The 25,097-nt window shown below is 59.8% G+C and carries 25 protein-coding genes; 16 read left to right on the top strand and 9 right to left on the bottom strand.

The annotated features are described in order from the left end of the window. Window positions 1-16: 16 nt before the first annotated feature. Window positions 17-241 (bottom strand): DUF8107 family protein, encoded by a 225-nt coding sequence (locus tag HYG82_RS27360; RefSeq protein WP_179260260.1) that lies wholly within the window; start codon window positions 239-241, stop codon window positions 17-19. 123 nt (window positions 242-364) lie between these two features. On the opposite strand from HYG82_RS27360, the gene HYG82_RS27355 reads away from it, so the two are divergent. Next, entirely contained in the window at window positions 365-685 is a 321-nt protein-coding gene (locus tag HYG82_RS27355) for a hypothetical protein (protein WP_179260259.1), read from the top strand. A 100-nt stretch (window positions 686-785) separates the two neighbouring features. Further along, window positions 786-989: a hypothetical protein gene (locus HYG82_RS27350; protein ID WP_179260258.1), complete on the top strand. Its 204-nt coding sequence runs from the start codon at window positions 786-788 to the stop codon at window positions 987-989. 1 nt (window position 990) lies between these two features. Here the strand turns inward: HYG82_RS27350 and HYG82_RS27345 are convergent, their stop codons facing one another. After that, complete coding sequence (locus tag HYG82_RS27345) at window positions 991-2,223, bottom strand: CobW family GTP-binding protein (protein ID WP_179264395.1); 1,233 nt, start codon at window positions 2,221-2,223, stop codon at window positions 991-993. A gap of 79 nt (window positions 2,224-2,302) precedes the next feature. Here HYG82_RS27345 and HYG82_RS27340 point away from each other — a divergent pair, with 79 nt between their 5' ends. The 4 genes from HYG82_RS27340 (at window position 2,303) to HYG82_RS27325 (ending at window position 6,754) form a co-directional block, all read left to right on the top strand. Next, window positions 2,303-2,599, top strand: coding sequence for a DUF7990 family protein (locus HYG82_RS27340; protein ID WP_179260257.1), 297 nt, complete (start codon window positions 2,303-2,305; stop codon window positions 2,597-2,599). Next, window positions 2,599-3,573, top strand: coding sequence for an ArsA family ATPase (locus HYG82_RS27335; RefSeq protein WP_179260256.1), 975 nt, complete (start codon window positions 2,599-2,601; stop codon window positions 3,571-3,573). The genes HYG82_RS27340 and HYG82_RS27335 overlap by 1 nt, the downstream gene beginning before the upstream one ends. Window positions 3,574-3,807: 234 nt before the next feature. Beyond that, a complete protein-coding gene (locus HYG82_RS27330) occupies window positions 3,808-5,007 on the top strand; it encodes a redox-regulated ATPase YchF (RefSeq protein ID WP_179260255.1) in 1,200 nt (399 codons plus the stop codon). Between the two features lie 85 nt (window positions 5,008-5,092). Then, entirely contained in the window at window positions 5,093-6,754 is a 1,662-nt protein-coding gene (locus HYG82_RS27325; RefSeq protein WP_179260254.1) for a spermidine synthase, read from the top strand. A gap of 25 nt (window positions 6,755-6,779) precedes the next feature. Here the strand turns inward: HYG82_RS27325 and HYG82_RS27320 are convergent, their stop codons facing one another. Further along, window positions 6,780-7,574: a helix-turn-helix transcriptional regulator gene (locus tag HYG82_RS27320; protein ID WP_179260253.1), complete on the bottom strand. Its 795-nt coding sequence runs from the start codon at window positions 7,572-7,574 to the stop codon at window positions 6,780-6,782. 242 nt (window positions 7,575-7,816) lie between these two features. On the opposite strand from HYG82_RS27320, the gene HYG82_RS27315 reads away from it, so the two are divergent. Then, entirely contained in the window at window positions 7,817-8,797 is a 981-nt protein-coding gene (locus tag HYG82_RS27315; RefSeq protein ID WP_179260252.1) for a DMT family transporter, read from the top strand. 52 nt (window positions 8,798-8,849) lie between these two features. Here the strand turns inward: HYG82_RS27315 and pth2 are convergent, their stop codons facing one another. Both pth2 and HYG82_RS27305 read right to left on the bottom strand, forming a co-directional pair. Next, window positions 8,850-9,188: a peptidyl-tRNA hydrolase Pth2 gene (gene pth2, locus HYG82_RS27310; protein WP_179260251.1), complete on the bottom strand. Its 339-nt coding sequence runs from the start codon at window positions 9,186-9,188 to the stop codon at window positions 8,850-8,852. 898 nt (window positions 9,189-10,086) lie between these two features. Continuing rightward, complete coding sequence (locus HYG82_RS27305; protein WP_179260250.1) at window positions 10,087-10,902, bottom strand: hypothetical protein; 816 nt, start codon at window positions 10,900-10,902, stop codon at window positions 10,087-10,089. 297 nt (window positions 10,903-11,199) lie between these two features. Here HYG82_RS27305 and dcd point away from each other — a divergent pair, with 297 nt between their 5' ends. From dcd to HYG82_RS27290, 3 genes are all read left to right on the top strand, one after another. After that, a complete protein-coding gene (dcd, locus tag HYG82_RS27300) occupies window positions 11,200-11,802 on the top strand; it encodes a dCTP deaminase (RefSeq protein WP_179260249.1) in 603 nt (200 codons plus the stop codon). A 294-nt stretch (window positions 11,803-12,096) separates the two neighbouring features. After that, window positions 12,097-12,894: a hypothetical protein gene (locus tag HYG82_RS27295; RefSeq protein WP_235217844.1), complete on the top strand. Its 798-nt coding sequence runs from the start codon at window positions 12,097-12,099 to the stop codon at window positions 12,892-12,894. Window positions 12,895-13,014: 120 nt separating this feature from the next. Next, the gene (locus HYG82_RS27290; RefSeq protein ID WP_179260248.1) at window positions 13,015-13,812 is read left to right on the top strand and encodes an alpha/beta fold hydrolase; all 798 of its coding nucleotides are present in this window, start codon (window positions 13,015-13,017) and stop codon (window positions 13,810-13,812) included. Between the two features lie 120 nt (window positions 13,813-13,932). On the opposite strand, the gene HYG82_RS27285 is transcribed toward HYG82_RS27290, so the two are convergent. Then, window positions 13,933-15,270 (bottom strand): YihY/virulence factor BrkB family protein, encoded by a 1,338-nt coding sequence (locus HYG82_RS27285; RefSeq protein WP_179260247.1) that lies wholly within the window; start codon window positions 15,268-15,270, stop codon window positions 13,933-13,935. A gap of 566 nt (window positions 15,271-15,836) precedes the next feature. On the opposite strand from HYG82_RS27285, the gene HYG82_RS44580 reads away from it, so the two are divergent. Then, window positions 15,837-16,037 carry a hypothetical protein gene (locus HYG82_RS44580; RefSeq protein WP_179260246.1) on the top strand — a complete coding sequence of 67 codons (201 nt, stop codon included), beginning with the start codon at window positions 15,837-15,839 and terminating at the stop codon, window positions 16,035-16,037. A 5-nt stretch (window positions 16,038-16,042) separates the two neighbouring features. On the opposite strand, the gene HYG82_RS27275 is transcribed toward HYG82_RS44580, so the two are convergent. Further along, entirely contained in the window at window positions 16,043-17,158 is a 1,116-nt protein-coding gene (locus tag HYG82_RS27275; protein WP_179260245.1) for a tRNA (guanine(26)-N(2))-dimethyltransferase, read from the bottom strand. A gap of 231 nt (window positions 17,159-17,389) precedes the next feature. Here HYG82_RS27275 and HYG82_RS27270 point away from each other — a divergent pair, with 231 nt between their 5' ends. The 4 genes from HYG82_RS27270 (at window position 17,390) to HYG82_RS27255 (ending at window position 21,570) form a co-directional block, all read left to right on the top strand. Further along, complete coding sequence (locus HYG82_RS27270; protein WP_179260244.1) at window positions 17,390-17,746, top strand: hypothetical protein; 357 nt, start codon at window positions 17,390-17,392, stop codon at window positions 17,744-17,746. Between the two features lie 699 nt (window positions 17,747-18,445). Then, window positions 18,446-19,723 carry an ABC transporter substrate-binding protein gene (locus HYG82_RS27265; protein WP_235217842.1) on the top strand — a complete coding sequence of 426 codons (1,278 nt, stop codon included), beginning with the start codon at window positions 18,446-18,448 and terminating at the stop codon, window positions 19,721-19,723. Between the two features lie 62 nt (window positions 19,724-19,785). After that, entirely contained in the window at window positions 19,786-20,565 is a 780-nt protein-coding gene (locus HYG82_RS27260; protein WP_179260242.1) for an SDR family NAD(P)-dependent oxidoreductase, read from the top strand. 21 nt (window positions 20,566-20,586) lie between these two features. Then, entirely contained in the window at window positions 20,587-21,570 is a 984-nt protein-coding gene (locus HYG82_RS27255) for an LLM class flavin-dependent oxidoreductase (protein WP_179260241.1), read from the top strand. Between the two features lie 107 nt (window positions 21,571-21,677). Here the strand turns inward: HYG82_RS27255 and HYG82_RS27250 are convergent, their stop codons facing one another. Both HYG82_RS27250 and HYG82_RS27245 read right to left on the bottom strand, forming a co-directional pair. Next, window positions 21,678-22,124, bottom strand: coding sequence for a GNAT family N-acetyltransferase (locus HYG82_RS27250; RefSeq protein ID WP_179260240.1), 447 nt, complete (start codon window positions 22,122-22,124; stop codon window positions 21,678-21,680). A gap of 258 nt (window positions 22,125-22,382) precedes the next feature. Further along, window positions 22,383-23,705, bottom strand: a complete 1,323-nt coding sequence (locus HYG82_RS27245; protein ID WP_179260239.1) for an ArgE/DapE family deacylase — start codon at window positions 23,703-23,705, stop codon at window positions 22,383-22,385. Between the two features lie 460 nt (window positions 23,706-24,165). Between HYG82_RS27245 and HYG82_RS27240 the strand changes: the two genes are divergently transcribed. Then, the gene (locus HYG82_RS27240) at window positions 24,166-24,999 is read left to right on the top strand and encodes a polysaccharide deacetylase family protein (protein ID WP_179260238.1); all 834 of its coding nucleotides are present in this window, start codon (window positions 24,166-24,168) and stop codon (window positions 24,997-24,999) included. Window positions 25,000-25,097 lie beyond the last annotated feature (98 nt).

Here is a 25,097-nt window from a genome sequence, read left to right as displayed (position 1 = left end):
TCGGGCGAGCGCTCCGCTACAGATTCGTCACGAGATACGTCATCGCAAACAGTAGTATTGCGGCCGTGGCGACGTTGACGATCCCGAATTCGACGACGTCCAGAAACGACAGCCCCCAGACGATCGTCCACGCGAACAGCGTCGACAAGACGGCGTTCATCGCGAGCAAAACGCGCGGATCGCCCTTCGAGGTCGAAACGCCGGCCTCGAATCCTTCCCGGTCCGAATCCTCATCGCTCATAGTGGGTGGCCTTTGTACCGTCACTTAACTGTTCGGCGTCTCCACGCTCCCAGTGGGGCGAATTCGGTTGTCGGCTACCGATGCTCGGCATACTTCTTTGCCTCTCGAGGGAGTACGATTCGTATGCCCCTCCGAAATCGCCACGGCTCGACCATCGATCCGGTCCCGTTCGTCGTGGTCGTCGGGCTCTCGTTCATGATCCTGCTGTCGTTCGGTCCGCTGTACGGGCAGGCACTCGGCCTCTCACTCGAGTCAGCGATCGCCATTTCCGCGGCTCTTTTCGCCTTCGTCGCCGTCGCTGCGTTCTATCGACAGGTATGGACGTTCCATCCGGAGACGATCGGTATCGTCCCGGCCGCGGTGCGCGCCGAACGGCTATTTCACCTCATACCGCTCCTTGCCGCGCTCATCGTCGCCCTCGCGATCCCGTTAGTTATCGGCTAGTCGGAACCTGCCCGGGAAACCGGATTCGAATGCACCGTGGGCCTACGTCAGTGTTATTCGTTCCCACACACTTATTCGCGTTCTCGGCGAACGATCGACCATGGGATTAATCGACTCGATGAAAGCGGCACTCGCCTCGCCGGCGCCGACGGAGCGCCCCGACGACGGCTCGCAGGGCGCGTTCTGGTGTGACGATTGCGAAGTCAGGATCAGGGACGTCGATCTCGAGGGAAACCCGGTCTGTCCGGAGTGCGGAACGGAGATGCGGTTCGAGCGCGCCACGGGCCGTCACTGCGCGTGCTGACTCAGGGTTCGCGCACGACGACTTCCACACCCTTTTCGTCGGGGAAACGCCCCTCGAGATCGACGTCATCGCTCCACTCGTGGTCGTTGACGAGCGCGTCCTCGAGGCCTGCTCGAAGCGCCGATTCGTCGTAGTCCGTACCGATGAAGACGAGTTCCGTCTGTCGGTCCCCGTGTTCGTCGTGCCACTCGAGGTTCGGCCGGTTCGACCGATACATGTCGCGCTCGACCGGGGGGAGGCTCGCGATCCAGGGACCTCGTGCGGTGGCTCTGACCGATGGCCCGGCTTGAGCGATCGACACTCGCATCTCGTTGTCGGCGATCCAGGCGGTCCCCTTCGCGCGGACGACTGACGGCGGGAGCCCCTCGAGGAACGCGGCGAACCGTCCGGGATGGAACGGCTGCCGGCTCCGGTAGACGAACGACGAGACCCCGTAGACCTCGTCTGGATGGTGGTGGCCGCCGTGATCGTCGCGTTCCTCACCTATCGCGCCGTCGCCGTGTCCGTGATCGCCGGCAGCGGCGGCGAGCGCCCGTTTCCAGCCCGGCAGGTCGTTCACCCGCTTCGGATCGAACAGCCCCGCGCCGAGCAGCCGGTCAGGATCGACAGCCGAGAATTCGGTGGGTATCGTCTCGGCGTCCGGCTGGAGCGCACCGACGAGTTCCGCAGCCGCCGCGAGTTCGGACTCGGTGCACAGGTCGGCCTTGTTGAGAAGCACGACGTTCGACACCTCGACCTGTTCGACGAGGAGATCCGAAAGCGGACGGTCGTCCTCGCTGCCCAGGCGTCGCGGCGTTTCTTCGCCGCCGAAGGACTCGAGGAAAGCCGGCGTATCGACGACGGTGACGAGCGTATCGACGGTGTACCGTGCGGCGACCCGGGATTCGGTCGTGAACAGCCGCGCGACGGGAGCCGGTTCCGAGATTCCGGAGGATTCGACGACGAGGTGATCGAACGACCGATCGCGGGCCAGCCTGACGACGGCGGTCTCGAGGTCGTCCTGCAGTTCACAGCAGATGCAGCCGTTCGAGAGCTCCGCGACGCCGCCCTCGAGTTCGAGTTCCGAACCCTCGGCGACGAGTTCGGCGTCGACGTTGACTTCGCCCACGTCGTTGACGAGGGTTGCAAGCGTTCGGTCGCCAGCAGTCGCCAGCAGATGATTGAGCAGCGTCGTCTTTCCCGCTCCCAGACTCCCCGAAAGGATCGAAACTGGGGTTTTCTGGTTCGGTTCCATTGCCGTATCGGACCAGAGGAGTCCCAGCGCTATGAATCCGTCCACGAGGGTTTTCACCGTTCAGACCGGATAGAGAAACATGGAACTGGCAGACCGGATCGAACGGTTTCGCAAGACGATCGAGGAGTGGTTGCGAGGCCTCTATCACGGAATGATATCGCATCCGGCCTACGAAAAGATCGAGAAGGAAGCGGAAGACGCCGAGGACGCGTTCATGTTGGCGTGTTTCCCGGACGCGTTCGGCATTCCCTCGCCGGTCTCGTACTACACATCGGAACTGTTGCCGTACATAGAAGACGAGTTCGAATCGTGGGAACGACGGTTGTGGGATCGCGATTCGTACATCGAACGCAAGGGACAGCAGTACCACTTCTGATGGAACCGTTCGTCTTCTTCGGTGGCAAGGGAGGTGTCGGGAAGACGACCGTCTCCTGTGCGTACGCGCAGCGCTGTGCGCGCGATGGACACCGAACCCTGGTGGTCTCGACCGACCCAGCCCACTCGGTCACCGACGTATTCGACCAGCCGTTCGACGACTCCCCGCAACCGGTCGCAGGTATCGAGGGCCTCGATGCGGTGCAGATCGACCCCGAAGACGAGGTAACGCGACATCTGGACGAGATTCGGCAAAACCTCTCGGAACAGGTGTCGGCGGCGATGGTCAACGAAATCAACCGCCAACTGGAGATGGCACACGGAACTCCCGGTGCCTACGAATCGGCGCTGTTCGACCGGTTCGTCGACGTGATGCGCAACGCCGAACCGTACGAGCGCGTCGTTTTTGACACGTCACCCACGGGCGGGACGCTCCGACTCCTCGGGCTGCCGGAACTGCTCGAGGGGTGGATCGACCGGCTGATGCACAAGCGTCGGACGAGTATCGATCTTTTCGAAAAGGCCGCCGTGGGCACCAACGAACCGCGGCGCGTGATGCACGGCGACCCCGTTCTCGAACGACTCCAGCAGCGCAAGGAGTTTTTCGAGTTCGCCGGGTCGGCGCTCGACGACGATGCCGCCTTTTTCCTCGTGCTCAATCCGGACGAGCTGTCGCTGAACGAGACCGAACGTGCAATCGACGACCTCACAGAAAAGGGCCTCGACGTCCGCGGACTCGTCGCGAACAAACTCACGCCGTCGCCCGATGACAACGAAAACGGCCGCGGCGCGCGGTACCTCCGCCAGCGCGTCGAGACGGAACGAGAACGCCTCGAGACGATTCGAACCGATTTCGAGCCGCCGCTGGTAGCCGAAATCGGCTGGCGAAGTTCGGAAATCAAAGGCGACCTGCTCGACGACGTGGCCGACGAACTCGACATCGAAACGGCCGTCGAACCGCCGACTCACGTCTAGGCCCATCGTGGTCACCCGGTCCGATAGCGATCCCTCGAGGATCGTGAGAATCGGTTTCGGGACTGGCTGCGTGCTCCGGGACTCGATCGAATCCGGTCGTGGGTCCCGCACCTGACCAGCCCACGCAGGCCTCGAGCGTAACCGGTCGAAGCACGTTTATTCATGCTAAGTACACTCATATCACACTGCCGGTAGACAGAAACCCGTTTAGTCACTCCTCGACCAGAACGGGTAATGAGTACGAGTTACCGGATCGGACTGGTCGGCAAACCGTCCGTCGGCAAGTCCTCTTTCTTCAACGCTGCGACGATGAACGACGTTCCCGAGGGAGCCTATCCGTTCACGACTATCGATCCCAGCGTTGGCGAGGCGTACGTCCGCGTCGATTGCGCGGCACCGGAGTTCGATGAAGCCTGCACCCCTAACGTGGGCTACTGCGACCACGGAACCAGGTTCGTTCCGACGAAACTCGTCGACGTAGCCGGGCTGATCCCGGGAGCGCATGAGGGAAACGGGCTGGGTAATCAATTTCTCTCCGATCTCAACGAAACGGACGTACTCGTCCACGTCGTCGACTTCTCCGGGATGACCGACGCCGAAGGCGAACCGACCGAGGACCACGATCCTCGAGAAGACATCGCCTTTCTCGAGGCGGAACTCGACCAGTGGTACCTGGGGATCTTACAGAAGGGGATCGAGCGTTACGAGTCGGGGTACACGACCGAAGACGACGCCATCGAGGAAGAACTCGCCGAGCAGATGAGCGCGTTCAAGACGAGCGAGGACGAAATCAAACGTCTGATTCGGCGCGTCGATATCGGTTTCGACCCCGACGAGTGGGACGCGGATGCCGAACTCGAGTTGGCCCGCGAAATCCGCAAAGAGACCAAGCCGATGGTCATCGCGGCGAACAAGATGGACACACCCGAAGCCCAGGAGAACTACGAGGAGATCACGAACGATTCCGACTATGACCACCTGACGATCGTCCCCTGTAGCGCTCACGCCGAGAAGGCGCTGAAGTCGGCCGACAAGGCGGGTGTCGTCGACTACCGACCGGGAGACGCAGACTTCGAAATTACCGGCGACATCTCGAGCGAACAGGAAGCGGGACTCGAACAGATCCGTGACTTCCTCGCTGACTACGGCGCGACGGGCGTTCAGGCGGCTCTCGAGGCGGCGCTGTTCGACGTCCTCGGCGTGACGCCGGTGTTTCCCGGCGGCGCGAACGGGCTTGGGAACGAACGCGGCGAGGTACTTCCGGATTGTTACTTGATCTCGCCCAACTCGACCGCGGAAGACTTCGCGTACAGTCTTCACTCCGACATCGGGGACGGCTTCCTGCACGCTATCGACTGCCGGACGAATCGACAACTGGGCAAAGGGTACGAGGTCCAATCGCGGGACGTGATCGAAGTCGTGACGACGAACTGATTGCCGTCCACCCGTCGGCACCCGATCACCGCGACAGCGTCGGTGAGGCGACAACTTCTCATCGCAGGCCCGCTTTGTGCCGATAATGAGTCTGGGGCAACCCTCCAAGTACCGACCGACGAAACCCGAAGTTGCGGTGTTCGTCTCCGGCGTTACCAGCATGGGATTGGAGATTCTCGCAGGTCGGATCATCGCGCCTCAGTTCGGAAGCAGCATTTACACCTGGGGGAGCATCATCACCGTCTTTCTCGCTGCGTTGAGTCTGGGTTACTGGCAGGGCGGCAGACAGGCGGAAACGGCCTCGAACCGTCGGATGACCTGGATCCTGCTGGGAACGGCGGCGTACGTCGGCATCGTCGTCTACGGGAGCGATCAACTACTGCTCTCAGCATCAATGATGCCGCTGCCGACCCGGTACGCCTCGCTGCCGGCGGTCCTCATCCTCTTCGGACCGCCGACCTATCTGCTCGGCTTTATCAGCCCCTACTCGGCCGAACTCTCGCAGAAAACCGGTATCGGCGAAGCCTCGGGCCACGTGTACGCGCTGGGCACCATCGGCAGTATCGTCGGCGCGGGCGTGACGACGTACCTCCTCATCCCCACGCTCGGCATCGACATGATCGGTCTCCTGTTCGGTCTCGTTCTCGTCGCTACCGCGTTCGCGCTCACGCTCCCCACGCTGTCACCGCGTCCGGCGGTGGCGAGCGTCGTCATCGCCCTCTTGCTCGTCGTCGCGGCCGGCGTCGGCCCTGTGACGTTCGACCATCGTGGAGACGTCGTCTACCAGACGCAGACAGCCTACCAGGAACTCGAGGTGATCGACAACGGCGACGTTCGGACGCTGTACCTAGACGGCGCACGTCACAGCGCGATGGACCTCGATGATCCCGACCGGCACGTCTTCGAGTATACGCGATACTTCCACATTCCGATGCTGATGGTCGACGATCCCGAGGAGGTCGAGAACGTGCTGTTCATCGGCGGGGGCGGCTACACGGGGCCGAAGGATTTCGAACGGAAGTACAACGCCTCCGTCGACGTCGTCGAACTCGATCCCGCGGTGACCCGGGCCGCAAAGGAGTACTTCCGGCTCGAAGAGAGCAAAAACCTGACCACGCAGACTGAAGACGGACGGGTGTTTCTCCAAAATACGGACGAGAAATACGACCTGATCGTCCTCGACGCATATCAGAAGGATCAGGTGCCGATCCACTTGACCCAGCTCGGGTTCATGGAGCTGGCCGAGAATCACCTGACTCAAGACGGTGTCTTCCTCGCCAACGTCATCGCCGCCCCGAGCGGCACCGGCTCCGAATTCTACCGGGCGCAGTACAAGACTATCGACGAGGCGTTCGGGTCGACCTACAGTTTCCGAACGTCGAACTGGGATTCGGTCCAGAATATCGAGGTGGTCGCGACGAAAGACGAGACGAATTTCACCGAGGCCGAACTCGCGGAGCGAAACGAGCGCCGCGACCTCGGAATCGATCTGAACGACGAGGTCGATGCCTACATGGACGAGCCCGCGACCGATGACGTCCCGGTGTTGACGGAGGATCACGCGCCCGTCGACAGCCTTCAGGCGTCGACGGTCGGCCAGAAGTACGTCATCGAGCAGACCGAGGGCGAGCAGAAAGCAGAACCCGCGTCGTCGGTCGCGGCGAGCCCGTACCCGGCCACGCTTGCTCGCACCGCACCGACGTTCGAGATACCCGGCTCGCCGGGACTCAATTCGACCCTCCCGTAGACGCGATTGGCCCCCCGAGTGACGATCAGTCGGACAGTGCGTCAGATTCGAGCGGCGTGGCTGTTCGCCAGTAGTGATCTAGAGAGTCCTCCGCCCACGATCGGACGGCGTCGTCGTCGGTGTCGACTGATGCACGCAGGACGCCATCCTCGTCGCGCAGAAGCAGGAAGACGATTTCGTCGGCGATCATTACCGCGAGTGGAACGCCTTCCTCACGAACCCTGAATTCGGCCGTGTCGGCCTCGAGTAACGACTCGAGTCGGTTGTTGAGGTCGGGATCGTCCGAAAGTGCGTCGATCGCGCTGCGGCCGAAGACGCCGCGGAATCGCTGGTTTCCACCTGTCACCCGGTCTCGGACCACCGTCAGCGTCTGTTCGTTGAACGTATGGGAAAAGGCCCTGACTTCGTCGGCCTCACGAAGGAGGTCGAGCAACCGTCTCAGCGGTGCGTTCGGCCGCGTCGCAGTGGGAACGGTGATCGTCGCGTCCGCGAGCCGACGGAGGTCGACGTCCATCGCATGGGTTGGCAGATAGTCCACGATCTCTCGTAGTTTCCGTTCGGTCTCTATGATGTCCTGCAAGTCGATGAATCCCGACGCGACCAGTCGACCGGTTGCCGTTGCGATATACCCGTCGTCGTCACGTCTGATCCACGATCGATCCTGAAAGTCCCCGAGAATTCGACCCAGCGTCGCCTGTGAGGCACCGGTCTCGGCCGCTAATTCGTTGCGCGCGTATCGTCCCTCAGATAGCAATCCGAGCACTTCCACGCGATTCGACGAAAGCGCGAGGAACTCGATTTCCTCGAGCGCGGATTCCATACCCATCCTCGTTCCCGCAACAGGAAACCGCTTTCGCACTATGAAAACGTTTCACGCTGTGAGAAGCTGTCGAAGTACTGGCGTCCGTTCCCGGCCTGTCACTCATTTCTTGCTCTGAAATTTTTTCTGAATCAATCTATAAACCCTGCTCTCGTACGGTATACTACGATGATTTCCGCTTTCACCGCATCGGCCGTCACCGGGTCGACGCAGACGGTCTGTCCGGAGGTGAGGGAGTAACCGTGATCTCCCGACGCAGCCTCGCTTTCTTCGTCTTCTCGAGTCTGTTTTTCGGCGGCACATTCGTCGCAGCGAAGGCTGGCCTGGCGTACTTCCCGCCGTTGTTGTTCGTGGCCCTGCGATTCGACGTCGCTGCGGTCGTTATGCTGGCGTACGTCGGCTGGACTTCAACGCGTGCGGAACTGCTCCCGCGAACCTGCGGTGACGTCGTCGGCATTCTCGCAACCGGCGTGCTCGCGATCGGCCTGACGAACGCCCTCCTGTTCGTCGGCCAGCAGTACGTCACTAGCGCCGTCGCGTCGATCGTCTACAGTCTCAACCCGATCATGACGCCGGTATTCGCGGCGGCGCTCCTGTCGGACGAACGTCTCTCGCCGCGTGGAGCGGTCGGCATGACTCTGGGCCTGCTCGGGGTTGGTCTCGTCGTCAGTCCCGATCCGGCGAACCTGCTCGGCGGAGCCGTCGGCAAAGGAATCCTGTTCGTTGGCGCGGTCAGTGCTGCGCTTGGCAGCGTTCTCATCCGACGGGCCGAAAGCGATCTCTCGAGTACGGTTCGCGTCGCCTGGGGGCTGCCTTTCGCGGCCGCCCTCTCTCACCTTCTGGCACGGCTCGGCGGTGAGTCGCCGGCGGCGATCGAATGGACCCCGGAAGCGGTTCTGGCCCTGGGCTACGTGAGCATCTTTGCGGGGGTATTCGCCTACATCGCCTACTTCGGACTTATCGATACCGCGGGCGCGATCCGTGCGAACCTGATTTTCTACGTCGTCCCCGTCGTTTCGACGCTCGGCGGCTGGGCGCTGCTCGGTGAGACGATCGAGGCGCTGGCGATCGCGGGTTTTCTGCTGATCTTCGCCGGCTTCGTCGTCCTCGGTAGCAAGTCGATCGATATCGGCTCGTTCGTTGCACGAGTCCGCAGGCGGGCGCCCATAGTCGACGAGGACTCCCCGGTCAGAGACGAGCCGCGAGGCTACCGGTCGGACTGAACGTCACTCCGTAGGAGACCAGTATCGCCGTGGTCGACGCACTCGAAGATGATTAAAACAGTGAAAGCTCGCCCGTCACGCTGTCCACGCGGTCATCTGCGGCCGGACCGACGGCCAGCGCCGTGACTGTACCGGGCTCGAGTTGGGTGTGTCCGGCGTCACGGACGATGGCGTGGGGAATTCCACCGTGCTCGGCTATCTCGGCGAGTTCGTGGAGCTGGCGCTCGCTTTCGCCTTTCAGGACGACTTTCTTCTGTCCGTTTTGCTTCCACTGGGTTTGCAACTGGGAGTCGGACTTTTCGAAAGCCGACAGCGACGCGTGAGCGACCTGTGCGGCGAGCTTTCCACGTCCCATTCCGATGTCCGTGCGAGCGACGATGGCCTGTTTCATGGCCAAATCGAATACGTGGACACGTTTAGACGTACCTATCCCGGTGGCGACACCGCCAACCGGGTCGTTAGTCGGTACTCGGATGGTAGTGCGCGCAGGGTCCCGTCGTGACCGACGATCCGTCAGGGGTGAACGTACAGCGGATCGGCCCCAGTTCGGGACCGAGCGGTCGATTGCCAGCCGTGCCGTCACAGCGTTCGTTCGGGGACGCGTCTCCGCTGGTATCCGAACGCTTCGTCGCCGCTGAATAAACAAAACTCAGAGCTCGACCGCACCGATCCAACTGTCGGTACCGTGTGCTGGGCAGTACGATCGATGGTTCCGCTCGCAGCTGGGGTCCATGCACCATCCGCACGAACACCACCGCTGCAGGTCTCGATCGGGAATCGGGTGCCGACACAGCGTACATTTGACCCTCATATATCATGCTATGTTATACCACACCATAGCTGTTTGCGCCGGTTCCGAACACTGTTTCGGTACGCAGACAGGTGTTTCTCTAAAACAGTCACCCGGCCGAGCATTCTTTCAGACGCAAATGATCAACTGCATTCGGCGGTGACTTCGAAAACGGATATCACGTCGATGGAAGCCGAGTAGCCCCTCCGAACCGATCGGCTGGTCGGCGAGAGTTCCGTCTCCGTGCCATCGTCGGTGCCACGCACAGGCCGTTCGAGCGGAGATGAATCGACACCGGACGGACGAGTTCGAGAGAACCGTCAGAGAACGGGAAAGCGGACGGGAATCCGTCCGAGTGGCCTGAGCGAAACGGACGGCGTCTGCGACTGCGGCCTTCGTTGCGGAACAGTTCTTCGAAGACGTATACGAGGATAGCGAGCGGGTCCGAGATATACGGTGTGACGATCGAACACAGAATCGTCGGGGGCGTGTGTCCGGTTCAGTAGACGAATTCACCGTCGAAAAGGAGTTCCCGTTCCGTCCGTCTGGCCTCCGGGCCCTCCTGGACGAGGGTCGACTCAGTGACCGGTTCCGAAAACCGGTCAGGGGCCGGATCGACACGCTCTAGCATCGTCGAGAAAACCGATCCTCGACGTCCACCTGCTGCGACGATACCGCCGTATTTCCGCTCCTCGAAAGAGGTTTCGTCGGGGTCCGGAAATTCGTCTCGTATGATCTGTGCCGTCTCCCTGAGGTACCTCGCCGCTCGCCGCTGTGAGTAGAGGCTTTCTTCGTAGTACGTCTCAGCGTGTTCCTCGGTCAGATTTTCGGACGAATGTTCCGGCGACTCGTAGTGGATCGATTTCTGCGTCGTGTACCCGTTTGCAAACCGAATATTCACCGTGAAGCTATCGGGATAGCGGAGGATAAGCGGGGCAAACAGCATATCCGTAATGGTCGTCCGCTGTTGTATCCGCCATAACCCTTCGGAGTAGTACGTAGCGAGCGCTCCAGTTTGGTCGTTGCGCTCGCCGCGGTTGTACGCCATCGCGGCTTCCTTGAAGTCCTCACCCGATATATGTCGAAAGCGTCGCTCGACGCTCTCGACGAACTGATCGAACTCCGCTTCGTAAGCGTCTAGCAACGTGACGTCCGGATCGGCGAGCAAATCCGCCTTTCGTTCTCGAGCGTCCGCCATGGCCATCATCGCCTCGTGAAAGCCTCGTTCGGCCTCTTCGCCCAAAAGTGGTGTTCTAACTGCTCGTCGGTGCAGAACCTTCGAGTCCCCGTTGAATCGGTCCTGCTTCCCCTTCATTGGGCACCCGTTAGTGGTACTATCTGATAATCGATTAGGCCAAATAGTGTAAAATTGACATCTTTCGGCCGTAAGAGACGATTCGTCGAAGGGGCGCTCGTCTCGATTCGATCGGATACCGTCCGCTCGACCCCCGCTTCGGACGAGAAACGCGACCACAACCGCGACGGCAGTTCGAGACGCACGAGTCGGCCGTCGAGGCCGCCCCCTGGGTTTAAGTACGAGTCGGCGTAGCGGGGTGGCGAAAGCCGACGTCGGACCGAGGGCTTTAGGACCCCGTACTCGCTCCTACTCGATATGATCCTCTCGGATGCGGACATCCTCGAGCGCCTCGAGGCCGGCGACCTGGTCGTCGATCCGCTGGACGACCCGGAGCTACAGATACAGCCTGCGAGTATCGACCTCCGCCTGGGACGGGAGTTCCTCGAGTTTCAGCGGACGAACATCCCCTGTATTCACCCGAATTCCGAACAGGAAGTCGACGAGTACGTCACCGAAACGCTAGTCGAAAACGGCGACGACTTCATCCTTCATCCCGGCGATTTCGTACTCGGAACGACGTACGAACGCGTCGAGATTCCGGCAGACCTTATCGCCCACGTCGAAGGTCGGTCCTCGCTGGGACGCCTCGCTGTGGTCGTACACGCCACGGCGGGCCTGTGCGACCCCGGTTACCGAGGTCAGATCACGCTGGAGCTATCGAACCTCGGAACGGCACCGGTTGCGCTTACGCCCGGCATGCGGATTTCACAGCTCACGTTTACGGAACTCAAAACGGAGGCTGACCGGCCCTACGGGAGCGATCGGGGTTCGAAATACCAGGATCAGGACGGACCGCAAGCTTCGCGCATTCAGAGCGACGACGAGTTCGGCGGCGACCAACTCGAGCGCGAGGGATGAGCACGCCGGCAGTGGTTTCACCCTCGGGTCTCGCGTAGACGACTCTAGCCGCCTCGCTGGGTCACAGCGTCGGCGACTCGGTTCCGAATCGATCGGGACCGGCCGAACGCCCGCCGACCCAGTCACCCGTTGACGGTGCGGCGACCGCAACGTGACATCCATGTCTCGTGCCACCTACGAACTCCACGAGCGACTCGATCGGCTTTCTACCGCATCGGCGGATCGTGACGTCCTCGTCCACGACCGGCTACTGCAGGCACCATCGGCTTGTCTCGAGTTGCGGTACCCGACGGCATGTGTGCCACCTTTTCAGACGACGACGTCGACAAGCCCGTCGAGAACGAAGCCGGCGAGGAGGTCGGGGTCATCGCGGCGGTAGCGGAAGACGTCGCCCGCGTCAGACCCAATCCATCGGCCGTCGATTCGATCAAATCGTCGCTGGGCTGGGAGAAGGTCGCTGAACATCCCGTCACGCTCGATCGAGCGTCGGTTCGAGAGATCACCGCCGACGTCGTTCGGCTCGACGGAGAACTGCTGGTCAACGAGGAACCCGACGCCGGGTACGAGGCCGACCGCGACCCGGAAACGGACCGGGCCAGCCGAACGAGCGGAATCGACGAGACCGGAGTTTCCGATGCGATGGCGAGCGACGAACAGCGGGCTCCGGCCGACGACCTGGACGCCATCGAAGAGCGGGGCCGCGGTGTGGAAGTCGACCCGACCGAGTTGTCGGATCGAGATCCGGGGCTTTCCACCCGGTCCAACGAGGACGATCAGCGAACCGACGCCGCCGTCGAACCGGACGAAACCGCCAATCGAACCGACGCTGCCGTCGAACCGGACGAAACCGCCAATCGAACCGACGCTGCCGTCGAACCGGACGAAACCGCCAATCGAACCGACGCCGCCGTCGAACCGGACGAAACCGCCAATCGAACCGACGCCGCCGTCGAACCGAGTTCGATTCGCGAGTCAGAGGCGACCGATCGGGGGCCGACGACCGAAGACGGTGCTCGCGGCGTCGAGGGCAGCCCCGAAGAAAAGCGACTTACGGACGCCGAAACCGAGGACAACGCCGACGGCGACGGGTAATAGTGGGTTGCGTTCGCGATAGACCGCCGTGGGATCTTCTCGCCGTGGATCGACCACCGACTTTCGCCGTCTGTTTCCAGGCGGCACACTAAGGCGTACCTCGTGGTAGCACGAACACCGATGGCTCGAAGAGATGATCGGGGGAGTGCCGAAGGAATCGACGTCACCGGCCCGTCGGACGCGCAATCGATCGTGTTCGTCCACGGTGCGATACTCACGCGAAAGATGTGGTTACCCCAGCAGCGCGCGCTCGCGGATGATTTCCACACCGCCGCGCCGGATCTCCCCGGACACGGCGCGCGCGCCGACGAGCCGTTCCGAATGGAACCGGCGATCGACATCCTCGAGGACGTCTTCGAGTCGCAGACCGACGGAAACGCGGTTCTCGTCGGGCTCTCGCTGGGCGGTTTCGTCGCGACGGAGTACGCTTATCGACACCCTGACGCGGTCGACGCGCTGGTACTGTCGGGGAGTAGCGCGAACCCGGTCGGCAAACTCGAGATCGGGACGCGACTCGTGGGCGGGTTGGCGCGGCTGCTGACCCGGCCCGACACCGGGGCCCGCGGCGTCGAGGTGCTCGCCGGGCGTTGGGTCCGAAATCGGGAACTCTCGCCGGATATCGAGCGAGAAATTATCGAGGCTGGGTTTTATCCGAAACAGTTCGGCGAGGCCGGACGGGAGATCTCGGGAGCGGATTTCAGGGCGAAACTCTCGACGTATCCCGGCCCGACGCTCTTTATCAACGGCGAAACCGACAGGATCATGCGCCGCAGTGAGCAGGCTCACGCCGCTGCAGCACGGAACGGCCGCGTCGAGGTTCTCGCGGGCGCCGGCCATATCTGTAATCTCCACCGACCAGAGACGTACACGGACCGCGTTCGACGGTTCGTCCGTCGGACCGTCCGCCCCGGACGATGAGTCCGGGTAGTCGTCGGTCGCCGTCGGATGCCATCAGTCGCCACAGAATACCACTCGAGGGCGAACTGGTCTGCCCAGCGTGGGACCGCAAAACGCCCACGGAGAAGCGCACGAAACGAGTCAGGAGCGCCGATTGCCGATCAAATCGCGCAGGCGGCCGGGAACGTCGAGTAGCGAGATGCCGAACCCGAACAGGACCATCAGGACGTACAGTCCGAGCGTCGACGTCCAGACGACGAACATCGCGAGGATCGCCCAGGCGCCCTCGAGGAAGTAAAATGCGCCGATCGACATGGCGGTTCCGTACAGCAAAACCAGATACGGTCCCCAATCGCGCGCATGGCCCCGCCGAACGCGTTTTCGAACGTAGCGTTTGAGTTCGCTCTCGAGGGATTCCTTCCTGACCGTGCGCTCCTCGACGTCGGTCTCGAAGCCGTCGACGCGGTCACGCAACCGTTCTATCTCTTCGCGCAGCACTTCGGGATCGTCCGCCCGGTCGTGCGTCCGGGCGCTCGCACGACTCGTCGGTGCGCGGTCGCTTTCGCGGTCATCCGTGGCCCCCTCGTCGGCACCCGTGGCGTCGTCGGTCATCGCTTCTGTCGAAACCTGTCGTCGGCCGGGACTTTGTAGCTGCCGATCCACTTCACGATCGGCGATGACTGCATTGAGGACCGCTGCGAAGATGAGGATGATCGCGCCGACGTACAGCCAGATGAGGACGAGGAAGACTGCCCCGAGCGCACCGTAGAGCGTGTAGCCGGTGACTAGATCGGTATACACCGAAAACGTGTGACTGAGCACGAACCAGCCGACTGCGGCGACGACTGCACCTGGCATCGCTTCCCGGATTCCGACGTCCGCGTCGGGAAAGACCACGTACAGCGGCAGGAACGTCGCGATCAGACCGACAACGATGAACAACTGCCCGACGACTATCATCTCGAAGCCAGGCACGAATCGTAACAAAAATTCCAGGACGCCGACGAACGCGAGCCCGAACGAGATGACGATGGAGGCGACCGTCGCGTCCCAGATGCTATCGAGCAGCGACTTCGTCCCGGCGGTCCCGTAAACCTCGGAAAACGCCCGGTCGAGCCCCCGTAGAACGCGACTCGATCCCCACAACAGGCCGAGGATACCGACGACGGTCGCTCCTTGACGGCTGGTCTCGTCGAGGATCGTCTCGGCGAGCAGTTCCCGAGCCGTCGGCGTGAGAACGTCAGCAGCCGCTGCCGTGAGCCGCGCGGCGAGCGCCTCACCGCCGATCGACGCAGCGATACCCAGCGCCAGCAACATCAGTGGTACGAGGGATATAAATCCGTAGAAGGCGACGCCTGCTGCAAGTAACGTCAACTGCTCGTCCTTCGCGAGCCGGATGGCTCGTCCCGATAGCTCGAGTCCCCGACTATAATCTGTCACGCATTCGTCTTCGAGACGAACTGCAATATGTAATTGCATGGAACGGCACCGCAACGACCCGTTACAGTTGCTCGAGGCGAAAGCCCACGGCTTTAGCCGTCGGATGGACCGACACGCTGGGGTACATACCACCGTGCGGTGGCTTGTCGGGAGTTCCGTCCCGTGGAGGCGCCCACCGCGTGTGGGTGGGAAGACCCGTTTGACCGGGCTCTACCCGCTGGAAAGCGCGTCCGGGGCCGTAACCGGTCGGCGACCGTCGAACGCCCCATGCGAAAGCGTCAGTGGGGGCCGAGAATCGCGCAATCTTGAACTCTCCTTCGGGTAATCACACGGCTTCAGCCGTGGGAGGGGCCAAAACGGTACGCACGCATTCGGTTTCTCGAGAGCTGTGGCGGCGGTGTCCGGTTCGATCGTTGCACCCTCAGACGGCCGCGGAAACGCTCGTCGTTCGTCCGACTTCGGTGGTACTCATCCAGGCCGGAGCAGGCTCGAGCGTCGACTCCGTCCTCGGCACCGACCAGCGGCCGGGGTGTCTGTCCCTCGAGACAGAGGCCCCGTGGACCGAATCCGCGTCTCTTTATTTGTCACCGTTCGAACCAGACAACATGGCCCAACGACGATGTCCCGACTGCAGCGTCTCGATGGAATCAGTCTCCGTCCGCGACGGCGAAGGAATGAAACCGTCGATCGCGACCGGAAAACGCGAAGGGCTCCTGGGGAAGATCGGCCTCCGAAACACGACGAAATTACGGGGCGTTTGCTGTCCGGAGTGTGGGCTCGTCCGCCTGTACGCCGATATCGAGTAACGCGGTTAGTTCAGGTTTCCTTCGGTCGCCTCGCGGATCTCGCCGAGGTTCGCGTCCGTCTTGAACGTCGTTCCCCCGTAGTGCGCTCGCGAAGCCGAGTGGCCTGCTGTACGCAGGTCGGCCAGAAAGTCATCCATCGCGTTCGCAGGCAGCCCCCAGTTTCGGCAAAGTTTGTGCTGGTCGTAGTGGGTCGGCTCGTCGAGTTCCGATTCGAGCGTGTCACAGAGATTCCGGGCTTTTTCTGCAGTCCCGAACGCGTCGGGAATCGCCTCGCGGACGGCAGCGACGAACGTCGGGTCCTGTATCGGTCCGAGCCAGACCGGGCCGGCAGTGAGGAGTCGCGCGCCGCCACAGTGGGGACACGTTTCGAGCGGATCGGCGATCAGGCCTCGGTCGTTCTCCCGGTAGAGGCAGTCTTCACAGTGGTAGACGTGGCCTAATTCGTCGATCGCGGCGTCTGCTGCCGTGGCCTTGTGCTCGAGTTCGAGATACGTCCGGACGTAGTGACTGGTCGCGTGCGTGAGGATTGGTTCGACGCCGACGTCGAAACGGGCGGCGCTGCGTGCGAGCGCGGAGATGAGGACACGAACCCCCATCTCGGCGTGGTAATCCGTATTTCGAGGAACTGCAGAATACGAGCGAACGCCGCTGTTGAAGTGTGCACCGCATAGGGGTGCTGTGTCGGTCGCGGTCACGCAGACGAGGTCCCGACAGTTGGCGAATGCAGCGTCTGCGAACGGCATCGGCGTCCCATAGGGATCGAGGTCGATCACGTCGAACGTAGACTCGTGCATCAGGGCGTTTACGTTCCGATGTTCGAACGTCGCCTCGCAGCCGTTTCGTCTCACGTTCTCCCGCGCGAGTGAAATGGCCTCCTCGTCGATGTCACAGCAGGTGACCTCCCAGTCGTCGGCGGCGGCCCGGACGCCGCGGACGCCGCTTGCCGACATCGCATCGAGATACGATGTTGCACGCTCCTCGCGCCGTCGATACGCTCGCAGCGTCGCGATCGTCAGATCTCGGTTCAGTTCCTGTCGCGGATTGTAGAACACCGCTTCTTCGATCCCCTCCGTTTGTTCGCCGGGGACCTCGAGTTCGACCCCGCCCTCGGTGACGCGCATATCTGGTCTCGTCGGTACCGGGCGAAAAGCGATGTGGTCTCACGAAGGGAAACGGGTGTGACCCGTTTCCGCGGTCCCCAGTCATCGTCGCAACAGCCGACTGCCAGACGCAGTTGCTTCGAACCAGCGGAGTCTGTTCGTTCGAGGGGCACAGCCGCGTGAGACGTGACCGGAATCCAGGTTCCGATGGACAACCAAACCGATTTTACAGTTCGGTACACAGTTCCGGTCGTGTCGGAGGCCAACCCCGTCGAACGATGGCAAGCCGCCCTCGAGGAAGCTGGCGAGCTGACGCCAGCGATCGTTGATGACATATCGAAGATTCACGGCGACCGCGGGGTTCAGGCTATCGAGGCGGTGGCTGAAAATCGCGTCAAGGCCTATCGAGATTTCACGATCGTCGTCGGCTACGACGACGAATACATCGTTGAGGACGGCGGTTGTACCTGCAAAGACAGCGAATACAATCTCGATGCCGACGACCCGACCGATCGCTGCTGGCATTCGCTGGCTGTCGCCATCGCTCGCCGAATCGGACACGTCGACTATCACGATATGTGGTATTCAGACGTGCGCGAATTACTTTGACATCCACTCCGCCCGAAAGGGCGGGGCTTTCTCCTCGCACTTCCGGAAGGGGACCGGAATAAACGCTGTTTCGAAAGACCTGGAATAGGAACGGTTCCGGACGCCATCACGCGACGGTCGATCGTTTTCTTCGGGGGTAACACTCCCGAGATTGCTCCGGTGAGCCGGAATAGACCGTTCGGTCTCGTCGGACGGACGGTTTGTCCGTGGAGCCTATTGGCTACAAATAGATTTTAGCTGTCCTCGGTATCCCGGCACTCGTGTCGATCGAGAATCGGGACGCCTCGGCCTCCACCATAAGGACGGGTTCCGATTACTCCGCGAACGACGTCAGGTTGCTGTCAGGGTGTGATAACTCGAGCAGTGATCCGGATCTGGGTTACCTTCCGAAACATTCGGCTTTACTGAGAGAAACTGGCACGGAGTTCGGATTCGAAACCGCTTTTTTGAAGCAAACGAAGTTACGACAGGGATCGACTTCGAACCCATTTCGCAACTCGAAAATGACCGTCATCGGCTACTCTCGTGATATACTGTTGAAATTGCGGGTGAGAGGTCGAAATTTTGACAGGGAAACTATTGGCACCTATCCGAAATATACCTGACCTACTGATTAAAATTCCTAAATTGCAGTGCTACCTGAACACAGATCAATATAAACCCAAAATCTTAAAGTAGTGGGGTCGCCCCTCATGAGGTGTGACATTAGATAACTCCAGAATTCGACGGCGTAACGTGTTGCAGGGAGTCGGTGGGAGCGTCACGGCTCTTTCCCTGGCTGGCTGTCTTAACATAGGTGGAGGCGGTAGCAGCGATGGATCGATCGATTTCGCTTTTTCCGGTCCGATGAGCGGCCCGTCTGCATCCGTCGGCGAAGAAATGAAACGCGGCGCCGAGCTCGCGAAAGAAAAGATTAACAGCGACGGTGGAATCGACGGCCAGGACGTAAACCTTCACATCGCTGACACCGAGTCCGAGCCAGCGGCCGGTCGAAATGCGGTTAGTTCGCTGCTACAGACCGAAAGTATCGATGTCCTCACCGGCGGGTTCCATACGGACGTCTCCGTTGCCGTCATGGAGTTAGCCGCACAAGAGGAAGTCCCGCAGATGATTTCGAACTCGGTAGGTGGGACCATTAATACGCGGGTCAAGGAGAATAATTATAAGCATTCCTTTAAGATGGCTCCACCTCACGAGGCATATGGTGTTGGGTGGGCGGCCTGGCTGCAGTATCTTCAAGAAAATGAGGTCGGATACTTCCCGTTCGATTCCCCACAAATCGCGCTGGTCGGCGAGAACACCTCGTACGGCAATCCGATCGTAGACTCCGTGGAATCCAATCTTCAAGAGTCGGACGGAAACTGGGACGTACTATCGAAAGATTCCCACGAATACAACGAAACGGACTTCCAGTCCCTGCTTACACGAATCGAAAGCAACGACCCTGATATTATTTTGTGTGCCCAATCGAACCCGTCGGCCGCGGGCAACTTTATCTCCGACTTCGGTGACGTTGGATTCGAAGATACGCATCTCCTGATGACCTGGACGCCGTCGAACCCAACCACTCTCGAAACCGGTGGGTCGACTTCCAACGGCGTGCTCTGGCTTACGAATATCGGTGTCCTCCCATCACAGTCTGAAACGTTGCGGTCGGCCTGGAACGATGCGTACGACAGTTCGTTCCCCGGTACCAACGCATCCCTCGCGTACGATAATCTCCTGATCGTCGCGAAAGCGCTCAAAGAGATCGGTGGAGTCGAAGACCTCGACGTCAGCACCTGGGAAGAAACCGTCTTGAATCTCGAATACGAGGGGACCGCAGGGACGTTCCGATTCCAGGAAGAAAACCACCAGAGTGAATGGGGTCCTGATAGCGGCATTCCTCCTCTCGGAAACCAGGTCCGTGACATGTCCAATCACCTCGTATGGCCGGACGAGCATGCTGAAGCAGAGATCGACGAAGGACTATACTGAGCGGGTAGGGTAATTGCCGCCGGTTCACTCCCGGTTGGCTATCCCAGATAACACGTGAAACAATGACGACATCTCCGACATATCCAGATCTCGACGGAAGAATTGCATTTGTCACGGGAGCGAACGCCGGAATCGGCCGCACGGTTGCATCGACGCTCTCCGACAACGGGGTGACCGTAATTGGACTCGACATCACTGACGAATCGACCGACGACGACCAGTTCGACGACCTCGTAACCGATGGCGAACTGGTAATCGGCGACGTGAGCGATCCGGAAGACGTAGCTGCTGCAATCGACACTGCGGAGTCGTATGGTCGCCCGTCGATCGTCGTCAACAACGCCGGCATCGCTGGTAACGGCCGAATCGACGAAATCGACGCCGATACGTGGCGCCGGTCGTTCGAGGTGCACGTCGAAGGAACCTACAACGTGTGTCGGTCGCTCCTTCCGTCTATGGCCGAAGCCAACGGTGGCAGTATCGTCAACGTCAGTTCGATTGCGGGCATACGTGGGTTCGGTTCGGCGGCAGACTACAGTGCGGCAAAAGGAGCGATAGCATCACTCACTCGAGAAATGGCCGTGGACTACTCTCCCGATAACGTCCAGATCAACGCTGTTGCTCCAGGGTTTATCAAAACCGAGATGAACGCAAGCGTCTGGCGTGACGACGAGGATACAGGCCGTTGGAACAACCACGATACGGCTACCACAAAAACCCTGATACCGCGTCTAGGTGAACCCGAAGACGTGGCTCGGCTAATCGTATTCCTCGCCAGCGATGCGAGTTCGTTTATAACAGGGCAGGTAATTTCGGTAGATGGCGGTTGGTCGTCGTGGTAACAGACAATCAAGGAGAAACCAATGAACATTGATATCGGCCTCTTTACGGGTCAAGTTCCCCCGGAGTCGGATACATCCCCAACCGAACGATACCAGGCGATGGTAGAGTTGGGCGAAGTAGCAGACCAGGCAGGGTTCGAGAAAGCCTGGGTGAGCGAACATCACTTCCTGGACGATAGTTATATCCCTGCAGTACAATCGTTCGCGTCGGCCCTCGGTGCGCGGACGTCGTCGATGACGATCGGAACCGGTATTGCACTTGCACCGTTCTACGATCCGATTCGACTCGCCGAGAGCAGTGCAGTAATCGATCGACTCACCGCGGGACGGTACGAACTCGGCCTGGCGATCGGTTGGACCGACGAAGAATTCGAAGCGTTCGATATAGACAAACGAAAGCGCGTTGCTCATACCAAAGACAGAATCGAAATCGCTCGAAAGGCGTGGAATCAGGACACGTTCTCGCACGACGGGCGGTTATACGACTACAGCGACGTCAGCGTGTATCCAAAACCCGATTCACGGATTCCAATCTGGATCGGAGGCACTGTCGATGCAGCGGTAAAACGTGCAGCGACGATGGCCGACGGATACTTCGCGACTCCGACGCCGCTCGACGAACTCGAGCGTCGCCAGGAATTGCTCGCAGAGACCGAGACTGATCCGACCGAGTTAGCCGAGTGGAGATATACGTTCGTCGCGGAAGACGAAGATCCGTGGGACGACGTAAAACAGAACATCTGGTACATCAAGCGCCAGTATATCGAATGGGCGACCGGTGAACCCCAACCGTACGAACTTCCCGAAGAACAGGAAGACGACCTGCGAGACGAATGTCTCGTCGGTTCCGTCTCCGAGGTCACGGACCGACTACACCGACGCCGGGACCGACTCGGCGAAGACTATCGATTCGTGGCACGGATGACGCTACCTGGTCTTTCCGCAGCGAAGATCGAGAACGCAGTCGAATTGTTTGGCGACGAGATCATCCCCGAACTGAGATAGCGATGCCCTCTCTTGTCGGGAGTGCAAAGCCCGAAGAAGGGGTTCCCGACGGCTGACGACACTTTTTCACGATCCTTCGATTGGTGGCCGTACAAAACCGAATACAGTCAGTCAGCTTTCGAATCCAGCTCCTTCTTGAACGTATAACAGTAGCGGTCCATGTCGAGGCCGTCTTCGTAAAAGCGGTGAGCATTCTCGCGCCAGAGGCCCGACTCCAGCGTGATACTCTCACAATCGTTATCACGCGCCCAGTCCTCCAGAAACTCCATCAAGGTAGTGCCGTGACCTTCCGACCGCCGATCGGCTCGCGTCACGAGGTCGTATACGAACAAGTGGGTCCCGTTGTAGAAATTCGTTCGAATCGCTACCCCGGCTACTGCGAGGGCTTCCCCGTCTTCGAACAACCCAAACAGTCGATACCCTTCCTCGCGCATGTCGTCTAAATACGCGAGATATGTTTCTTCAGTCAAATGGTCACGAAGCTGGTTAATGAGAGGAAACACGTTGCGCCATTCGGGTTCCGTAGTCAGTTCTTCGATATCAATTGCATCCATAATATCTGCATTCATTTCCCTATAGGAAAAACTATTCGGATTCAATTCGAATTAGGTCGATAATGGTGCATTTTATCTCACTTCGTCTGAGTCACGATATGGGTTATTTTATTTCCGATTCCCAACTCGGTTCTGAACGAACCAGTATCATAGCAACAGGTTGCCTTCGGCGCTGTCGGTGATCGTTATCGACCCATCAGCAGCGTTGGATCTCCCCTCTGAAAAAATCGTTTCCCAACGACCGTCGGTTACTGGCAGTTATTCTAGTTCCCCGACGGTTCCACACCAGTTGACCATGGTAAGGGCATGAATTTGAGCTGTTTCGATCAAGGAGTCGATTTCGACGTACTCGTCGGCCCCGTGACCATTGCCGCCGTTTGGTCCGACGCTCGGGCAGGGGATATCGTAATAGCGATTGTAAAATCGCTCGTCGTTCCCACCTAACCCGCCGCGTCTCTGGATGTCGCCGCCAGTAACAGCCGTCGTGTTTTCACAGACTAACTCGTAGAAGTCGCTCCGGAAGTCGATTTCGTGTGGGTCCGTGCTCCACCCAAACCATTCGATCTCCGGTTGATTGTCGACGAGCCAGTCGTCTTCTCTCACCACTGAGTCGATCACTCCAGTGATTTCTTCCCGGACGTCGTTTCGATTCATTCCCGCACTCGGCGGCCACCCCATCCGGAACTCCATGATGGCTTTCCCTGGGACAGTGGACGTCCACGAACCAGGCACCTCGATATCGGTAATCGTCAGATTCGCACTACTCCCTTCTGCTTCGGCATACTGGTTGACCGCTGGCTGATAGTCTCCGATCCGTTCGTTGAGTTCGTCGTTGTAGTTCTCGAGTGCCTGGTGGATTTGAAACGCTTTATCGACTGCATCGACGCCGAGGAATTTGTAGGCGGCGTGGGCCGGTTTCCCCGGAACGGTCACGCGGAAGTACAAGACGCCGGCACTCGCGACCCCGACTTTCGGAACGCCGGACGGTTCGGGAATAATCGCTGCATCGGGCTGATACCCCCGCTCGAGGGCTGATAGAACTCCGCCAACTCCCCCCGCTTCCTCTTCGATCGTCGTTTGGAGGGTCAGATCGCCAGCCAATTCGATATCTAACTCGCGTAACGTTTCGTACGCATGGATGAACGCAGCAATTCCCCCCTTCATGTCCATGGTTCCGCGCCCGTACATGCGCCCGTCGTCTATGTCCGGATTCCACGGATCGTGTTCCCAGGCATCGATCGGATCGGGATTTACGACGTCGACGTGACCACTCATCGCGAGAGACGGACCATCTCCGTTACCGTCTATCGTAGTTGCCACGTTTTCTCGTCCCTCGTAGCCGTGCTCCTGATACGGCGTCGTTTCGAAGAAGCCCGGATGGTCTCGAAGGTCGTCAGCGTCGGGTTCCCAGACGTCGATAGACCCGCCGAACTCGCTCAACTTGTCCTTCAGTACCTCCTGTGCTGGTTGCTCTTCTCCTGGTAGCGACTGAGCTGAAATTAGTTCAGAGAGAAAGTCGAGCATTCGATCCTGGTTCTGTTCGATGTGGGTACAGATATCTTGTCGAGAGGTGGTACTCATACATCAGAACGTTATTGAGTCCCCACAAAATAGTTGTTTCGTGTTCAAATTTGCCGGCGATAAAGATACCTGGCATTCGTTAGGATCGGACTCTAATCGAACTTAGTTCAATATTCCAGACGTTCCATCGATCCGGACGCGAGCGCCCCGCGTGGTGAAGTAAATCGGTTTCCACACCTGCTGTACTGGACCCAGCCTGCGAGAAATAGGAAATCGATCCTGGTTCCGCGCGAGTCAGTGACTGGTCAGCGCTCTCATCCCACACCAATGCCGGCTACTGGGTCAGTCCGTGCGATGGACGCCGTTCACATTGCTCCCTGGAAGGATCGCCGCGTCTCTCACACCCCTCATATAATACATCATCTGAAGTTCGATACTTTGTATGAACCTGATACAACTGAAAGGCGCGTCTTTGGAACAGATGACAACTAATAATATCGTGGCAACTCCACGGCGAGATATGCCAGATAGTTCCATGTGGCCAGCGGACTACCAATCGGCTGCCGTGTTTACGTTCGACCTCGACGCAGATGAGATCTGGAATCTCCGGATCGAAGGGGACGAGGAATGGGATAAACCCCCTGTGAAGACGCGCGGTAATTTTGGGCCAAACGTCGCGGTACCTCGAATAATCGAATTATTTGATAGGTACGATCTCAACTGTACGTTCTTTATCCCGGGTAAGGTCGCCGAAGACTGGCCGGAAACGGTCCAAAAGATCCACGATGCGGGCCACGAGATCGGCCTCCACGGATATCGCCACGTCAATCCTGCAAATTCGACTCGCGAAGAAGAAGAGGCGGACGTAAAGCGGTCACTCGACATCTTCGACGACCTCGTAGGGACGACACCGGTCGGTTACCGCAGTCCAGCGGCCGATCTCAGCAACAACACGCTCGAAATCCTCGCCGAGCAGGGAGTCCAATACGAATCGAGCTTTCTCGACAATGACGTTCCGTACTTTCACGATCTCGGCGACGACCGACTCCTCGAGATCCCATTCGAATGGTCGCTCGACGACTGGCCGTTCTTCGGATTCCACATGTATCCACAGTTGTCCTACCAAAGTGGTATCAGTTCGACGGGCCCCGTGTTCGATTCCTGGGAACGGGAATTCGATGCCCTTCACAAACGAGGTCGGTGTTTCATGTTAACGATGCATCCCCAGCTCATCGGCCGTGCTGGCCGAATGGATGCGCTCGAGGAACTGCTTCAGCGAGTGTTACAGACCGGTGATACCTGGGTGACGACGGGAGAAGACCTCGCAACGCACTGGTATGAACGTCACGGGTGAGACAGACGTTCGAATCGTCCACCGCTGAATGAAACGTTCCCAACCCGGAATAGAATACGCGCCAGGCGACTCGTATACTGGTTTCGGGATCGGAGTTG

This window comes from Natrinema halophilum (assembly GCF_013402815.2).
In the GTDB taxonomy this organism is placed as follows: Archaea; Halobacteriota; Halobacteria; order Halobacteriales; family Natrialbaceae; genus Natrinema; species Natrinema halophilum.
This window is presented reverse-complemented; position numbering and strand designations above follow the sequence as displayed.

What these genes read in the sequence shown, in the direction of transcription:
- HYG82_RS27275 (WP_179260245.1), bottom strand. Translation starts at nt 17,158, where the DNA reads ATGCGCGTCACCGAGGGCGGGGTCGAACTCGAGGTCCCCGGCGAACAA.
- HYG82_RS27245 (WP_179260239.1), bottom strand. Translation starts at nt 23,705, where the DNA reads ATGAGTACCACCTCTCGACAAGATATCTGTACCCACATCGAACAGAAC.
- HYG82_RS44580 (WP_179260246.1), top strand. Translation starts at nt 15,837, where the DNA reads ATGGCCCAACGACGATGTCCCGACTGCAGCGTCTCGATGGAATCAGTC.
- HYG82_RS27260 (WP_179260242.1), top strand. Translation starts at nt 19,786, where the DNA reads ATGACGACATCTCCGACATATCCAGATCTCGACGGAAGAATTGCATTT.
- HYG82_RS27295 (WP_235217844.1), top strand. Translation starts at nt 12,097, where the DNA reads ATGTGTGCCACCTTTTCAGACGACGACGTCGACAAGCCCGTCGAGAAC.
- HYG82_RS27325 (WP_179260254.1), top strand. Translation starts at nt 5,093, where the DNA reads ATGAGTCTGGGGCAACCCTCCAAGTACCGACCGACGAAACCCGAAGTT.
- HYG82_RS27345 (WP_179264395.1), bottom strand. Translation starts at nt 2,223, where the DNA reads ATGGAACCGAACCAGAAAACCCCAGTTTCGATCCTTTCGGGGAGTCTG.
- HYG82_RS27320 (WP_179260253.1), bottom strand. Translation starts at nt 7,574, where the DNA reads ATGGAATCCGCGCTCGAGGAAATCGAGTTCCTCGCGCTTTCGTCGAAT.
- HYG82_RS27305 (WP_179260250.1), bottom strand. Translation starts at nt 10,902, where the DNA reads ATGAAGGGGAAGCAGGACCGATTCAACGGGGACTCGAAGGTTCTGCAC.
- HYG82_RS27335 (WP_179260256.1), top strand. Translation starts at nt 2,599, where the DNA reads ATGGAACCGTTCGTCTTCTTCGGTGGCAAGGGAGGTGTCGGGAAGACG.
- HYG82_RS27350 (WP_179260258.1), top strand. Translation starts at nt 786, where the DNA reads ATGGGATTAATCGACTCGATGAAAGCGGCACTCGCCTCGCCGGCGCCG.
- HYG82_RS27330 (WP_179260255.1), top strand. Translation starts at nt 3,808, where the DNA reads ATGAGTACGAGTTACCGGATCGGACTGGTCGGCAAACCGTCCGTCGGC.
- HYG82_RS27290 (WP_179260248.1), top strand. Translation starts at nt 13,015, where the DNA reads ATGGCTCGAAGAGATGATCGGGGGAGTGCCGAAGGAATCGACGTCACC.
- HYG82_RS27240 (WP_179260238.1), top strand. Translation starts at nt 24,166, where the DNA reads ATGCCAGATAGTTCCATGTGGCCAGCGGACTACCAATCGGCTGCCGTG.
- HYG82_RS27255 (WP_179260241.1), top strand. Translation starts at nt 20,587, where the DNA reads ATGAACATTGATATCGGCCTCTTTACGGGTCAAGTTCCCCCGGAGTCG.
- HYG82_RS27355 (WP_179260259.1), top strand. Translation starts at nt 365, where the DNA reads ATGCCCCTCCGAAATCGCCACGGCTCGACCATCGATCCGGTCCCGTTC.
- dcd (WP_179260249.1), top strand. Translation starts at nt 11,200, where the DNA reads ATGATCCTCTCGGATGCGGACATCCTCGAGCGCCTCGAGGCCGGCGAC.
- HYG82_RS27250 (WP_179260240.1), bottom strand. Translation starts at nt 22,124, where the DNA reads ATGGATGCAATTGATATCGAAGAACTGACTACGGAACCCGAATGGCGC.
- HYG82_RS27340 (WP_179260257.1), top strand. Translation starts at nt 2,303, where the DNA reads ATGGAACTGGCAGACCGGATCGAACGGTTTCGCAAGACGATCGAGGAG.
- HYG82_RS27285 (WP_179260247.1), bottom strand. Translation starts at nt 15,270, where the DNA reads ATGCAATTACATATTGCAGTTCGTCTCGAAGACGAATGCGTGACAGAT.
- pth2 (WP_179260251.1), bottom strand. Translation starts at nt 9,188, where the DNA reads ATGAAACAGGCCATCGTCGCTCGCACGGACATCGGAATGGGACGTGGA.
- HYG82_RS27360 (WP_179260260.1), bottom strand. Translation starts at nt 241, where the DNA reads ATGAGCGATGAGGATTCGGACCGGGAAGGATTCGAGGCCGGCGTTTCG.